Raw genomic sequence first — 12,880 nt, 5'->3', positions numbered from 1 at the left:
CGAGACTCCTGCAGGAGGACGGGACAGGGGAGACCCCGCAGGCGCTTTAGCGTCGAGGAGGCTTCCCGAACCGCCTGCGGAAAGCGAAGTGCCTGGAGTGGAAATCAACAGCCAATTATAGCACGGCAAAAAAAAGAAAAAATTTCTATTGAATAATTTTTCGTTTCTTGATAGAATAAATTTCGTTGCCATATGAAATGCATGTTTGACATTACGTCTTTGCTTATGTTATAGTAACTAAGGAAAATTGAATACTTGATTTGGGAAAAGAAGAAGCACCCGCTTCTCACCTGATTGACGCAATTGGCAGTTGGCAGGTTTTACGTGAACTTTTTAGTTTATTACTTTTGTTTCGTAAAGTGTGGGTGTATTCATCCGCACTTTTTTGTTTGCTTAAACAAAGAATCTAAAGTTGTTCAGTACTTGCCGATGCAGCAAAAGTCAGATTATCTTGACCTGGATGTTGTATTCGTGAAAACCTTGGAGGTGGCTAATTATTAGCAAAGACATGTTGTTAAATGAGGGTATTCGCGCTCGCGAAGTTCGCTTAATTGATCAAAACGGCGAGCAATTGGGGATTAAAACCAAATTTGAAGCGCTGGAGATTGCCGGACGAGTGAATCTTGATTTGGTACTAGTTGCACCAAATGCGAAGCCTCCGGTAGCCCGAATTATGGACTATGGCAAATTTAAATTCGAGAATCAAAAGAAAGAAAAAGAAGCTCGAAAGAATCAAAAGATTATCGTTACAAAAGAAGTTCGTCTAAGCCCAACAATTGATGAGCATGACTTTAATACAAAACTTCGCAATGCGATTAAGTTTTTGGAAAAAGGCGACAAGGTAAAAGCTTCAATCCGTTTCAAGGGCCGGGCGATTACCCATAAAGAAATCGGTCAGCGTGTGTTAGACCGTTTCTCACAAGAGTGCAAGGAAGTTTCGACTATCGAGTCACATCCGAAAATGGATGGACGGAGTATGTTCCTCGTTCTAGCACCTAAAATCGAAAAGTAATAAGGAGGACTATCCCAATGCCAAAAATGAAAACTCACCGTGGGGCTGCAAAGCGTTTCAAGAAAACTGGTTCTGGTAAACTGAAGCGTTCTCACGCATATACTAGCCACTTATTTGCAAACAAATCTACAAAAGCTAAGCGTAAGCTTCGCAAAGCGTCTCTTGTTTCTAAAGGAGATTTCAAACGCATCCGTTTCTTATTAACAAATCTTAAATAATCGTTAACGATTGATATAGGAGGAAAAATTCATGCCACGTGTTAAAGGCGGTACAGTGACGCGCAAGCGTCGTAAAAAAGTCATTAAATTAGCAAAAGGTTATTATGGTTCAAAACATACATTATATAAAGTAGCAAACCAACAGGTTATGAAATCTTTAATGTATGCATTCCGCGATCGTCGCCAGAAAAAGCGCGACTTCCGTAAACTTTGGATTACTCGTATCAACGCAGCAGCTCGTATGAACGGTCTTTCTTACAGCCGTTTAATGCATGGCTTAAAGCTTGCTGGTATCGAAGTAAACCGCAAAATGCTTGCTGAATTAGCAGTAAGCGATGCAGCAGCATTTACTGAATTAGCAAACGTTGCAAAACAACAACAAAAATAATTTCTTGAGCCATTCTCACAACGAGAATGGCTTTTTATATTGGGGAGATGAGAAAAATGAGTACCATTTTAGGTGCATATCTCATAATGAATATAATTGGTTTGATTGTGATGAAAGTAGATAAAGAACGAGCAAAAAAACATCAGTACAGGATTAGTGAAAACACCTTGTGGCTAGTGGCTATATTTGGAGGAGCCGTTGGTACAACAGCAGGAATGCAGCTCTTTCGACATAAAACAAAGCACTTGTCCTTTAAAGTTGTCTTTCCATTACTAGCTGTTACAGAAATCATTCTTTTAGGCTATTTTTTCACGTTGTAGACATAACAGCATGGCCCTTTCTATATGCTAAACTAGCAACAAAAAGCGGAAGCGCCTTCGGAACAAGCACAGCTTGTTCCTGCGAAGAGTATTCAAGGAGGTTTCCTTTGTGCTCAGCCCCGAAGGTTATTTGACCCCGAGGGGCTAGGCGCTGGAGCTGGATTATAAGATAGATTAACACCTAGGGGGCTTTGTTTTATGAATGAGGACTTGTCTTTGCTGTTAATCATGGTGGAAGCCGGGGGGATTTTTGCTCCATTGGCTTTTGTTCTATTTCATCTGCTAAGATCCTTCTTATTTATTCCTGTATCGGTTGTCGTCATTGCTGGAGGGGTTCTTTTTGGAACGGTGTGGGGTACGATTTATTCGGTTATTGGTTTAATGGGGGTTAGCGTCTTTTTCTATGCCTTCATTGATAGAATGCCGAAAACACAAGAGCGCCTTATAAAAATAAAAAATCGCTGGTTTGGGGAATATCGAAATCTTACCGTTGGTCAAATTGCCATTTTAAGACTTATTCCATTTGTTCATTACCACCTATTAAGCTTTTGCTTAAAACAAAGAAAACCTAAATTTAAAGAGTTTCTAAAAGCCTCTTTCTTAACAAATTTCCCAATCGCCTTTTTTTGTACAATTTTCGGAGAGTATATCTCAACCTTTACGCCTTCTCTAATCGCATTAATTTTACTGGGGTTAACGATTCTCGTTTATCTACTGAGAGAGAGACAAAATGTAATCAAATGGAAGGTGTTTTTTAAAAGAACAAAAGAAAAAGCCGCTGGCTAAGCGGCTATTTTTGATGCAGAAATTCATCAATTGGACTTTTCCAATTGATTTGGGCAACTGGATATCGTTCGCGTATTTTTTTTTCGATAAAATAAAAGTCTTCCTTAGCCATTCCCTGAATGGAAGTAGTCTGATTCGGCCAAAGCGAGATGGAAACAACATCTATTGTGTTTTTGGTGGCCCCTAGATATTTTTCTCCCGTAAACACAGCGCCATTATAGGTGAGTTGAAAATTCTTGATAACCTCTTCATTATCTATTAGTAAGAAACGTTTGTGTTTTCGCGCTGCTTCTAATTTACGAGTTGGTTTAAGAAGATATTTAATGGTTACAAAAAGAATGAAGCTGAACAAGAATACTAACAGTAAGCGCAGCAGCCAAACCATAGTTTTTCCTCCTAGTACTTTTACCTACTATACGAATTGGAAACTGAAAGGTTTCATTCTATCCACAATTTGATATAATTTTGCAAAGGGAGTGTTCAATAAAATGCAGCTAGAAAAATTATTTAACATGCAGCAAGCACTGGATCAGCACATTGAAGAAAAACATGGCCTGCAGGATGAAGATTTATTTAACAGGAAGGTACTCGCATTGCTTGTGGAACTTGGGGAATTAGCGAATGAAACCCGCTGCTTCAAGTTTTGGAGTGTGAAACCATCATCGGAAAAAAGTGTGGTACTTGAGGAGTTTGTCGATGGAGTCCATTTCATCTTGTCACTTGGCATTGAATGCGGGTTTGAGAAACTTCAGTACTCTATTCAAACAGAACCAACTGCTTTAAATGTCTCAGACCAATTTCTTTTCATTTATGAAAAAATAAATGATTTTAAAAACAGCAAAAACGACCTTGATTTCAAATCATTGCTTCAATCTTATTTACAGCTGGGTGCACTGCTGGGAATAAGCTATGAAGAAATGGAAAAGGCATATTTTACGAAAAATGAAGTAAATTATCAAAGACAGCAGAATAACTATTAGCTGAAAATTATTGTATAATGATGTTCGAACATACATATAAGGGGGCGAAATAATGGCTAAATTAGATGAAACTTTAACGATGTTAAAGGATTTGACCGACGCCAAAGGAATTCCCGGTAACGAGAGGGAAGTTCGCGATGTAATGACGAAATACATAGCTCCATATGCGGATGAAGTAACAACTGACGGACTTGGCAGTCTGATTGCTAAGAAGGTTGGGAAAGAGGGCGGTCCGAAAATTATTGTTGCCGGCCACTTAGACGAAGTTGGGTTTATGATTACCCAAATTGATGATAAAGGCTTCCTTCGTTTTCAAACAGTTGGCGGCTGGTGGTCACAGGTCATGCTGGCACAGCGCGTAACGATCGTTACAAAAAAAGGGGATATCATTGGTGTCATCGGGTCCAAGCCTCCGCACATTTTATCAGTAGAAGCTCGTAAGAAGCCAGTAGAAATAAAAGATATGTTTATTGATATCGGGGCATCAAGCCGTGAAGAAGCAATGGAATGGGGAGTTCTCCCAGGAGATATGGCTGTTCCCTATTTTGAATTTACGGTGATGAATAATGAAAAAATGCTTTTGGCAAAAGCGTGGGATAATCGAATTGGCTGCGCGATTGCGATTGATGTATTGAAGCAATTAAAAGGTACCGACCATCCCAACGAGGTTTATGGTCTCGGAACAACTCAAGAAGAGATTGGCGCTCGTGGTGCGAAAACTTCTGCTGAGAAAATTAATCCTGATATCGGTATTGCTGTAGATGTTGGTATTGCAGGTGATACACCTGGAATTTCTGAAAAAGAAGCCATGAGCAAAATGGGAAATGGTCCACAAATTATTTTATACGACGCAACCCTTGTGGCACATAAAGGCTTGCGCGACTTTATCACCAATTTAGCAGATGAATTGAATATCCCGTATCAATTTGATGCCATTCCTGGTGGAGGTACTGACGCTGGTCCGATCCATCTCTCTCATAATGGTGTTCCATCGTTAGCGATTACCATCGCAACACGATATATCCATTCACATGCGGCAATGCTGCACCGTGATGACTACGAAAATGCTGTTAAACTGATTGTTGAAGTCATCAAGCGACTAGACCGTGATACGGTTGATAAAATTACGTACGAATAAAGTGTGCTGTCCTCGATATTATGTCGGGGATTTTTTTTAGTACGATACTTGCGGATAGCGGAGAATACTTGCGGATAGCGTGAAATACTGGCGGATGGCAAGAAATACTGGCGGATAAGCATAAAAATAGCTGCCGAGTTCGAATCGGCAGCAGCAAATACTTAATCACTTTAAACCATTTTCAAGTGTTGAAAGCATTTCTTTCTTATCATCCTCAGAAGAGTTTTTCCAAATCACTTCAAATAACACACCTAAGCCTGGGAGCATTTTTTCTTCACCATTTTGAATGGCATCAACAATTGTATCTTCTAATTGATCTTGTGAGTTACCAGTAACATTGTGAATAATAGCATTTCGCAAATTTAAATTCATCATCACACACTCCTTTTTCATCATACATTTCTTTAATATGATTTCTATATTTGATTTTATTATGTATTTTTTTTGGGATATAATGAGAAAAAACACTAGAGGAGCACAAACTTGAAGCATATTGAATCCATACAAAACCCTAAAGTAAAACAATGGAAAAAGCTGTTAACGAAAAAGGAGCGGGATAAATCCGGAACCTTTTTAGTCGAGGGCTTCCATTTAGTCGAAGAAGCATTAAAACAACATGAGAGTGTAATCGAAATTGTCGTTTCTGATAAGACAGGTCTGCCGCCGCGCTGGGATTCCGGAGAAGTACCGGTCACCCTAGTTACTGAAGAGATTTCAAATTCATTATCTGACACGGAGGCACCTCAGGGGATTTATGCTGTTTGCCGTCAGGTTCAGTTAGAAGTACCAAATGCAAAGACGTATCTGCTAATTGATGCAGTACAAGATCCAGGAAATCTAGGTACGATGATTCGAACGGCTGACGCAGCTGGCATTGACGCAGTAGTCGTAGGAAAGGGAAGCGTGGATGTTTATAATTCAAAGGTACTTCGCTCGGCGCAAGGCAGTCATTTCCACCTGCCTATCTTAAGAGGAGATCTCGATGAGTGGGTCGAAGAGTTGAAAACAAAAAATATTTCTGTTTATGGTACAGCACTTGAAGGGGCTTCTGCATATACTGATATTTCAACAGATGATACCTTTGCACTGCTTGTTGGCAATGAAGGCAGCGGGGTTAACAAAGAGCTGCTTGAAAAAACGTCAGCAAACCTGTATATTCCCATCTACGGCAAAAGTGAATCACTCAATGTCGCGGTAGCAACAGGCATCCTGTTATATTTTTTAAAAAAATAGACGATACTAGTTTGAATCATCAAGTAAAGTATTATATAATAATTTACATTATTGAAAAATACAAAAGACGATGACGGAGAAAAGTATCTTATCAGCGACCATTTAGGGAGAAAGTGCCGTGACTGAAAGCACTTTTATGGGAAGGATAGGAGAAGTTCACCTCCTGAGTTGGCATCGGGACCACGATTATTTCGTGTAAAGATGCACCGGCCTAGCCGTTATCCGAATGAAGCGAACACAATGTTTTTATACATACCGTGTTTACAAGGGTGGTACCGCGACTATAAACCTCGTCCCTTTCCAGGGATGGGGTTTTTTTGTTTTTGGTGACAGGCACTACTCGGAAATTATCGAAAATTAAAGGAGGAATTCCAAATGCAAGAACGATTAAAGGAATTGCAGCAGGAAGCTATTCAAAGTATTGAACGGTCTTCAAGCTTAAAAGAATTGAATGACATCCGTGTTGCCTATTTAGGAAAAAAAGGTCCTATCACGGAAGTGCTGCGTGGAATGGGTAAGCTTTCAGCAGAGGAGCGCCCAATGATGGGAGCACTTGCAAATGAGGTTCGTGAAGCCATAGCTACCACTTTAGAGGCAAAACAGAAAGGTTTAGAAGAAGCTGCAGTATTAGAAAAACTAGCTTCTGAATCGATTGATGTTACACTGCCAGGAAGACCGGTTCTGGTTGGAAACCACCATCCATTAACAAGAATCATTGAAGAAATAGAAGATTTATTTATTGGTATGGGGTATCAGGTGGCGGAAGGTCCTGAAGTAGAGCAGGATTATTATAACTTTGAAGCATTAAATTTACCGAAGGGTCACCCTGCCCGCGATATGCAGGATTCCTTCTATATTACAGATGAAATTTTACTTCGCACACATACATCACCCGTTCAAGCTCGGACTATGGAAAAGAATCAGGGTAAAGGTCCTATTAAAATTATCTGTCCGGGTAAAGTATATCGCCGTGATAATGATGATGCGACGCACTCCCACCAGTTCATGCAAATTGAAGGCCTTGTGGTCGGCGAGAATATCCGCATGAGTGACCTAAAGGGAACATTAGAGGTTTTTGCGAAAAAAATGTTCGGCGATGACAGAGAAATCAGATTGCGTCCAAGTTTCTTCCCATTCACCGAACCATCTGTTGAAATGGACATTTCTTGTATGATTTGCGGTGGACACGGTTGTAATGTTTGTAAGAAAACAGGCTGGATTGAAATTCTTGGAGCAGGAATGGTTCATCCAAATGTTCTTGAAATGGCTGGCTACGATTCTAAAAAATACACAGGATTTGCATTCGGTATGGGTCCAGAGCGAATTGCGATGTTGAAATACGGTGTCGATGATATTCGTCATTTCTACACTAACGATGTACGTTTCTTAAAACAGTTTTCAAAGCATGAATAAGGGAGGAGTTTAAAAATGTTTGTTTCATATAAATGGCTCCAGGATTATGTAGATTTATCCGGAGTGTCGGCTGACGAGTTAGCTGAAAAAATTACAAAAAGCGGGATTGAGGTTGAGGGCGTTGAGGTCCTTAACGAAGGAATTACAGGAGTAGTCGTTGGTCACGTGGTTGAGCGTGTACAGCATCCAAATGCGGATAAATTAAGCAAATGCCAAGTGGATATTGGTCAGGGCGAACCTGTTCAAATCATCTGCGGCGCACCAAATGTCGCTCAAGGGCAGAAAGTAGCAGTGGCAACGGTTGGTGCAGTACTACCAGGTAATTTTAAAATCAAACGAGCAAAGCTTCGTGGTGAAGAGTCTAATGGAATGATTTGTTCCTTAACTGAACTTGGTATGGAAGCGAAAATTGTACCAAAGGAATATTCTGAAGGGATTTTTGTTTTTCCTCAGGATGCTGAAGTTGGAACTGATGCGCTAGCGTTATTAAACCGTGATGATGAAGTTCTTGAGCTTGGCCTGACACCAAACCGCGCGGATTGCTTGAGCATGCTAGGTGTAGCTTATGAAGTCGCTGCAATTCTTGGCAGAGATGTAAAGCTTCCAGAAATCGACCTTCAGCCAGTGAATGAAAAAGCTACTGATTATATTACCGTAAAAGTAGACGCAAATGAGGATAATCCTTTATATGCGGCAAAAGTGATTAAAAATGTAAAAATCGGACCAGCGCCGCTATGGATGCAAACAAGACTTATGTCTGCTGGAATTCGTCCACATAACAATGTCGTCGATATTACCAACTACATTTTATTAGAGTATGGCCAGCCGCTGCATGCATTTGATTATGATCGCTTAGGTTCAAAAGAAATCCTTGTTCGCCGTGCAAAAGATGGTGAAAAGTTTATAACGCTAGATGATGCAGAACGTACGTTAACTTCTGACCATTTAGTCATTACAAATGGAACCGAACCAGTTGCATTAGCCGGCGTTATGGGCGGAGCTAATTCAGAGGTTACTTCAGATACAACAACCGTATTGTTAGAGGCGGCTTATTTTACAGGAGGAACTGTAAGAAAAGCATCGAAAGACCACGGGTTAAGAAGTGAAGCTAGCGCTCGTTTCGAAAAGGGTGTCGATCCAAACCGCGTTCGAGCAGCGGGTGAGCGTGCTGCTTATTTGATGTCAAAATACGCTGGCGGCGAAGTATTAGAAGGTGCTTCGGAGGTTGATACACTTACCATTGAACCAGCAGTAGTTTCAATTACTTTGGAAAAAATAAATAGTGTCATCGGCACAAACTTGACTGTGTCAGAGGTTGAAGCCATTTTCGAACGCCTTCAATTTGCGGTAACCAGTGAGGATGAAACGATTACGGTTACAGCTCCAACACGCCGCGGTGACATCAAAATTGAGGAAGACTTAATTGAAGAAGTGGCGCGTCTTTACGGCTACGATAACATTCCTAAAACATTGCCAATCGGTTCAGCAACACCAGGTAAATTATCTAACTATCAGGAAAAACGCCGCATTGTCCGCCAATATTTAGAAGGTGCTGGCTTGTACCAGGCAGTTACTTATTCATTAACAAGTCAAGAAAAGGCTGCCCAATTCGCACTTGAGAAGCGCGACTTCATACGTCTGGCCATGCCGATGAGCGAAGACCGCAGTATTTTACGCTTAAGCATCATGCCGCAGCTGTTGGAAGTTTTAAAATACAATAGTGCCCGTCAAAACGACAGCCTCGCTGTTTATGAAACAGGTGCAGTATTCTTAGCCAATGGAAATGAAGTTCTACCTGAAGAGCAGGAGCATTTAGCAGGCGCGATTACTGGTCTTTGGCACAGCCATTCTTGGCAGGGGGAGAAAAAGGCAGTTGACTTCTATGTATTAAAAGGTATTTTAGAAGGATTGTTTGCCAAACTTGGCCTTACTGAAAGTGTCACATATGTGCAAGCTAAAGTGGATAACATGCACCCTGGACGTACGGCTGAAATTCACTTAAATGGTGAGAGAATCGGCTTCGTCGGCCAAGTGCACCCAACCATGCAAAAAGAACTAGATTTAAAAGACACCTATGTGTTTGAGTTATCATTAAAGGCTATCCTAGAAGAAGCCACTGCACCGCTAAGATACTCAGGAATTCCACGTTTCCCATCGATTACAAGAGACATTGCACTTGTCGTGGATAAAGACACTGTCGCTGGAGTATTAAAGGACATTATCCAAACTGCCGGTGGCAAGCTTCTAAAAGAGGTAAATGTCTTTGACCTATACGAAGGTGAACGTATGGAAGAAGGCAAAAAATCCATTGCGTATTCATTGAAATACATGGATCCAGAACGCACATTAACAGATGAAGAAGTAACAAAAGTCCACACCCAAGTACTCGAAGCTTTAAAAGAAAAAGCTGGAGCAGTATTGAGAGGATAAAAATAGTTAAGAAAAAATGACCTAGTAAGTAATCAACTAGGTCATTTTTTTATGCAGGCTGTTAGTTTAAAAAAATGAAATTTGGGTCTAGGCAGGTAGCCTGGAGTGACCGAAAAGCATTCATAAAAGCATTTGGGTCAATACAGGTAGTCTGGAGTGACCGAGAGGCATTCATGAAAAGCATTTGAGTCAATGCAGGTAGTCTGGAGTGACTGAAAAGTATTCATGAAAAGCATTTGGGACAATGCAGGTAGTCTGGAGTGACCGAAAAGCATGCATGAAAAACATTTGGGTCAATGCAGGTAGTCTGAAAAGACCGAAAGGCATGCATGAAAAGCATTTGGGTCAATGCAGGAAGTCTGGAGAGACCGAAAGGCATGCATGAAAAGCATTTGGGTCAATGCAGGTAGCCTGGAGTGACCGAAAGGCATGCATGAAAAGCATTTGGGTCAATGCAGGTAGTCTGGAGTGACCGAGAAGCATGCATGAAAAGCATTTGGGTCAATGCAGGTAGTCTGGAGTGACCGAGAAGCATTCATGAAAAGCATTTGGGTCAATGCAGGTAGTCTGGAGTGACCGAAAAGCATTCATGAAAAGCATTTGGGTCAATGCAGGTAGCCTGGAGTGACCGAAAGGCATTCATAAAAAGCATTTGGGTCAATGCAGGTAGCCTGGAGTGACCGAAAACATTCATAAAAATTATTTGGGTCAATGCAGGTAGTCTGAAGTGACCGAAAGGTATTCATAAAAAGCCTGGGTCATTGCAGATAGCCTTGACTGACCTAAGCCCGCATAAAATGTGGTCACATGAAAGATCATTACGTTACCCTCTCTTTTTATTCACCAGATTCATCGCTTTATCGGTATTAGCAAAGTGCAGTTTTACAAACTGTGGCAATACCTCTCGTCCTTTTTTCAAAATCAGCTTTGCTGCAGCTTCATCCACTTGGGCTCCTGCTCCTTTTGGAATCTTAAAGCCTGCCGAATCACTAAGCTTGTCAATATACTGAACAAAAGCATACCGGGCGAGGATGGATGCGGCAGCGACGGCAAGATGGATCCCCTCTGCCTTTGTGCTAAAATAAACATTTTCCTTAGCAACACCTTTTTGATTTTTAACATGCTGAAAATAGGTACTTCCCTGAACAAATTGGTCAATCAGAATCGCTTCCGGTTTAACCGGTGAAATTTTCTCCAGCACATTTAGGATAGCTTGATTATGGAGGATCGCTTTCATTTTCCCCTGTGACATACCTGCCTGCTGAAGCTGATTGTATTTTTCATTTTTTAGTGTCATTAGGCTAAATGGAACTACATCCTTGATTACCTTTGCTATCGCAATGATTTTATCGTCATTTAAATCCTTTGAATCCCTAACACCTAATTCCTTTAATAGGGGAATATCCTCTTTTTGTACATATGCGGCAACGACAGTAATTGGACCAAAAAAGTCACCAGTACCGACCTCATCTGAACCAATTACCGACATTTGACTGATTCCACTCGGTACATTACCTTTAGGAGTACTTGTTTTAGAAGGTGCAGTGCTCTTTGCTGCTGCAACACCCCATCTGCTCGCTTCTGCTTCACAGCCGCCCCCTTGGAATAAAACTTTCCCAGACTTATAGGCAGTAATCGTCGAGCCAGAAGTCTTGGCAGCAAACACACTGCCAGGAGGCGCTTTATCTAGTAATTTACCTTCATAATAGCTTTTCATTTTATTAATTTCAGACATACTTAGATTTAAAACAACATTTCCCAATTCAAAAACACTCCTCGACAAATTTCTAGAAAAAAGTAAAAATACACCAAATCAATCTGTTCTGCTGTCTAGCTCCAGCGCCTAGCCCCTCGAGGTCACTTCGGTCAAACAGCCGAAGTCAAAGAGCGCGACTTCACCTGTTTGACCTCCAGTGCTTGTCGGGGCTGAACAGGCGCTTTTGCTTTTCTCTTTTCGACACATATCCGTTCGTGTTATATTATAAAATAGGGATTTCTTCGAATCGAATGGAGGCAGTAATTTGTCAAATACAGATAAAACCAGAACAACCGTAGATATATACGGACAGCAATACGTTATTTTAGGTACCGAACCCCAAAGTCATGTTCGACATGTCGCGTCATTAGTCGATAAAAAGCTGCGCGAAATTGGTTCTAAGAATCCATCTTTAGATGTAAGTAAGCTTGCTGTATTAACAGCATTAAATGCCGTCAATGATTATATTTTAATGAAGGAACAATTAGAGGTGCTTCAATCTGAATTACAAAGGAAAAGGACTGAATAAGTCATGTTGGATTTAGCAATTATTATATTATTAATTTTTGGTTTTTTAATCGGTTTAAAAAGAGGCTTCATTTTGCAGTTAGTCCATTTAACAGGTTTTATTATTGCATACATCGTGGCAAATTTATACTATGATGATCTGGCACCGAGACTAACGCTATGGGTTCCATATCCGAATCTTGGCACAACTTCTCCTCTAAAACTATTAAGTGAGAACGGTAATTTAGAGGATGCCTTTTACCGTGCCATTGCATTTGTCATCATTTTCTTTGCGGTAAAGATTCTGTTACAAATAATTGGATCCATGCTTGACTTTATTGCCCATCTGCCAATTCTTAAGCAACTAAATGTCTGGGCAGGCGGCATCCTTGGTTTTGCCGAAGTCTATTTAATTATCTTTATTTTATTATATATTGCTGCGCTAGTTCCAATGGAAATTTTGCAAAAACCTTTGGATGATTCCATTATGGCGAACTTGATTGTGAATCATACACCATTCCTATCGGAGCAAGTAAAAGGTATGTGGATTGAATATACTGCTGCTTTAACTTCTCTCTAGGAGAGAATGAACTATTTCTCTCTAGGAGAGAATGACTTACTTCTCTCTAGGAGAGAATGACTTACTTCTCTCTAGGAGAGAATGACTTACTTCTCTCTAGGAGAGAATGACTTACTTCT

Annotated in this window: 15 protein-coding genes and 2 other annotated features; of the genes, 12 read left to right on the top strand and 3 right to left on the bottom strand. The window is 40.6% G+C overall.

The window, feature by feature from the left end; all coding sequences use genetic code 11:
- Nucleotides 1–261: 261 nt before the first annotated feature.
- Nucleotides 262–393, top strand: a sequence feature (ribosomal protein L20 leader region).
- Between the two features lie 100 nt (nt 394–493).
- The 5 genes from infC to MLOOGBEN_RS19770 all read left to right on the top strand — a co-directional run bounded on the left by infC (nt 494) and on the right by MLOOGBEN_RS19770 (nt 2,724).
- Nucleotides 494–1,012, top strand: a complete 519-nt coding sequence (gene infC, locus MLOOGBEN_RS19790) for a translation initiation factor IF-3 (RefSeq protein ID WP_179160147.1) — start codon at nt 494–496, stop codon at nt 1,010–1,012.
- Nucleotides 1,013–1,029: 17 nt separating this feature from the next.
- Nucleotides 1,030–1,230 (top strand): 50S ribosomal protein L35, encoded by a 201-nt coding sequence (gene rpmI, locus MLOOGBEN_RS19785; protein WP_034676880.1) that lies wholly within the window; start codon nt 1,030–1,032, stop codon nt 1,228–1,230.
- A gap of 31 nt (nt 1,231–1,261) precedes the next feature.
- Nucleotides 1,262–1,618: a 50S ribosomal protein L20 gene (gene rplT / locus MLOOGBEN_RS19780; RefSeq protein WP_133367531.1), complete on the top strand. Its 357-nt coding sequence runs from the start codon at nt 1,262–1,264 to the stop codon at nt 1,616–1,618.
- A gap of 56 nt (nt 1,619–1,674) precedes the next feature.
- A complete protein-coding gene (locus tag MLOOGBEN_RS19775; protein ID WP_179160001.1) occupies nt 1,675–1,938 on the top strand; it encodes a DUF1294 domain-containing protein in 264 nt (87 codons plus the stop codon).
- 198 nt (nt 1,939–2,136) lie between these two features.
- Nucleotides 2,137–2,724 (top strand): TVP38/TMEM64 family protein, encoded by a 588-nt coding sequence (locus tag MLOOGBEN_RS19770; RefSeq protein WP_179160000.1) that lies wholly within the window; start codon nt 2,137–2,139, stop codon nt 2,722–2,724.
- A gap of 4 nt (nt 2,725–2,728) precedes the next feature.
- Here MLOOGBEN_RS19770 and MLOOGBEN_RS19765 read toward each other — a convergent pair whose 3' ends face one another.
- Nucleotides 2,729–3,109 carry a sigma-w pathway protein ysdB gene (locus MLOOGBEN_RS19765; protein WP_179159999.1) on the bottom strand — a complete coding sequence of 127 codons (381 nt, stop codon included), beginning with the start codon at nt 3,107–3,109 and terminating at the stop codon, nt 2,729–2,731.
- A 103-nt stretch (nt 3,110–3,212) separates the two neighbouring features.
- Here MLOOGBEN_RS19765 and MLOOGBEN_RS19760 point away from each other — a divergent pair, with 103 nt between their 5' ends.
- Together MLOOGBEN_RS19760 and MLOOGBEN_RS19755 are read left to right on the top strand one after the other, a co-directional pair.
- Entirely contained in the window at nt 3,213–3,704 is a 492-nt protein-coding gene (locus tag MLOOGBEN_RS19760) for a dUTP diphosphatase (RefSeq protein WP_179159998.1), read from the top strand.
- 52 nt (nt 3,705–3,756) lie between these two features.
- Nucleotides 3,757–4,842, top strand: coding sequence for a M42 family metallopeptidase (locus MLOOGBEN_RS19755; RefSeq protein WP_179159997.1), 1,086 nt, complete (start codon nt 3,757–3,759; stop codon nt 4,840–4,842).
- A 165-nt stretch (nt 4,843–5,007) separates the two neighbouring features.
- On the opposite strand, the gene sspI is transcribed toward MLOOGBEN_RS19755, so the two are convergent.
- Nucleotides 5,008–5,214, bottom strand: a complete 207-nt coding sequence (gene sspI / locus MLOOGBEN_RS19750) for a small acid-soluble spore protein SspI (protein WP_179159996.1) — start codon at nt 5,212–5,214, stop codon at nt 5,008–5,010.
- Between the two features lie 111 nt (nt 5,215–5,325).
- Between sspI and MLOOGBEN_RS19745 the strand changes: the two genes are divergently transcribed.
- The 3 genes from MLOOGBEN_RS19745 to pheT all read left to right on the top strand — a co-directional run bounded on the left by MLOOGBEN_RS19745 (nt 5,326) and on the right by pheT (nt 9,918).
- Nucleotides 5,326–6,075, top strand: coding sequence for a TrmH family RNA methyltransferase (locus MLOOGBEN_RS19745; RefSeq protein WP_179159995.1), 750 nt, complete (start codon nt 5,326–5,328; stop codon nt 6,073–6,075).
- Between the two features lie 61 nt (nt 6,076–6,136).
- Nucleotides 6,137–6,376, top strand: a binding site (T-box leader).
- A 74-nt stretch (nt 6,377–6,450) separates the two neighbouring features.
- A complete protein-coding gene (gene pheS / locus MLOOGBEN_RS19740) occupies nt 6,451–7,488 on the top strand; it encodes a phenylalanine--tRNA ligase subunit alpha (protein ID WP_179159994.1) in 1,038 nt (345 codons plus the stop codon).
- Between the two features lie 15 nt (nt 7,489–7,503).
- Entirely contained in the window at nt 7,504–9,918 is a 2,415-nt protein-coding gene (pheT, locus tag MLOOGBEN_RS19735; protein ID WP_179159993.1) for a phenylalanine--tRNA ligase subunit beta, read from the top strand.
- 823 nt (nt 9,919–10,741) lie between these two features.
- Here pheT and rnhC read toward each other — a convergent pair.
- Nucleotides 10,742–11,680, bottom strand: coding sequence for a ribonuclease HIII (rnhC, locus tag MLOOGBEN_RS19730; protein ID WP_179159992.1), 939 nt, complete (start codon nt 11,678–11,680; stop codon nt 10,742–10,744).
- 259 nt (nt 11,681–11,939) lie between these two features.
- Here rnhC and zapA point away from each other — a divergent pair, with 259 nt between their 5' ends.
- Nucleotides 11,940–12,203, top strand: a complete 264-nt coding sequence (gene zapA, locus MLOOGBEN_RS19725; RefSeq protein WP_179159991.1) for a cell division protein ZapA — start codon at nt 11,940–11,942, stop codon at nt 12,201–12,203.
- 3 nt (nt 12,204–12,206) lie between these two features.
- Nucleotides 12,207–12,761 carry a CvpA family protein gene (locus tag MLOOGBEN_RS19720; RefSeq protein ID WP_179159990.1) on the top strand — a complete coding sequence of 185 codons (555 nt, stop codon included), beginning with the start codon at nt 12,207–12,209 and terminating at the stop codon, nt 12,759–12,761.
- The last annotated feature ends 119 nt before the right edge of the window (nt 12,762–12,880 follow it).

The organism is Bacillus sp. EB106-08-02-XG196 (genome assembly GCF_013396335.1).
GTDB lineage: Bacteria > Bacillota > Bacilli > Bacillales > Cytobacillaceae > Neobacillus.
This window is presented reverse-complemented; position numbering and strand designations above follow the sequence as displayed.

What these genes read in the sequence shown, in the direction of transcription:
- sspI (WP_179159996.1), bottom strand. Translation starts at nt 5,214, where the DNA reads ATGAATTTAAATTTGCGAAATGCTATTATTCACAATGTTACTGGTAAC.
- MLOOGBEN_RS19720 (WP_179159990.1), top strand. Translation starts at nt 12,207, where the DNA reads ATGTTGGATTTAGCAATTATTATATTATTAATTTTTGGTTTTTTAATC.
- MLOOGBEN_RS19755 (WP_179159997.1), top strand. Translation starts at nt 3,757, where the DNA reads ATGGCTAAATTAGATGAAACTTTAACGATGTTAAAGGATTTGACCGAC.
- rplT (WP_133367531.1), top strand. Translation starts at nt 1,262, where the DNA reads ATGCCACGTGTTAAAGGCGGTACAGTGACGCGCAAGCGTCGTAAAAAA.
- MLOOGBEN_RS19770 (WP_179160000.1), top strand. Translation starts at nt 2,137, where the DNA reads ATGAATGAGGACTTGTCTTTGCTGTTAATCATGGTGGAAGCCGGGGGG.
- MLOOGBEN_RS19765 (WP_179159999.1), bottom strand. Translation starts at nt 3,109, where the DNA reads ATGGTTTGGCTGCTGCGCTTACTGTTAGTATTCTTGTTCAGCTTCATT.
- MLOOGBEN_RS19775 (WP_179160001.1), top strand. Translation starts at nt 1,675, where the DNA reads ATGAGTACCATTTTAGGTGCATATCTCATAATGAATATAATTGGTTTG.
- MLOOGBEN_RS19760 (WP_179159998.1), top strand. Translation starts at nt 3,213, where the DNA reads ATGCAGCTAGAAAAATTATTTAACATGCAGCAAGCACTGGATCAGCAC.
- pheS (WP_179159994.1), top strand. Translation starts at nt 6,451, where the DNA reads ATGCAAGAACGATTAAAGGAATTGCAGCAGGAAGCTATTCAAAGTATT.
- rpmI (WP_034676880.1), top strand. Translation starts at nt 1,030, where the DNA reads ATGCCAAAAATGAAAACTCACCGTGGGGCTGCAAAGCGTTTCAAGAAA.
- pheT (WP_179159993.1), top strand. Translation starts at nt 7,504, where the DNA reads ATGTTTGTTTCATATAAATGGCTCCAGGATTATGTAGATTTATCCGGA.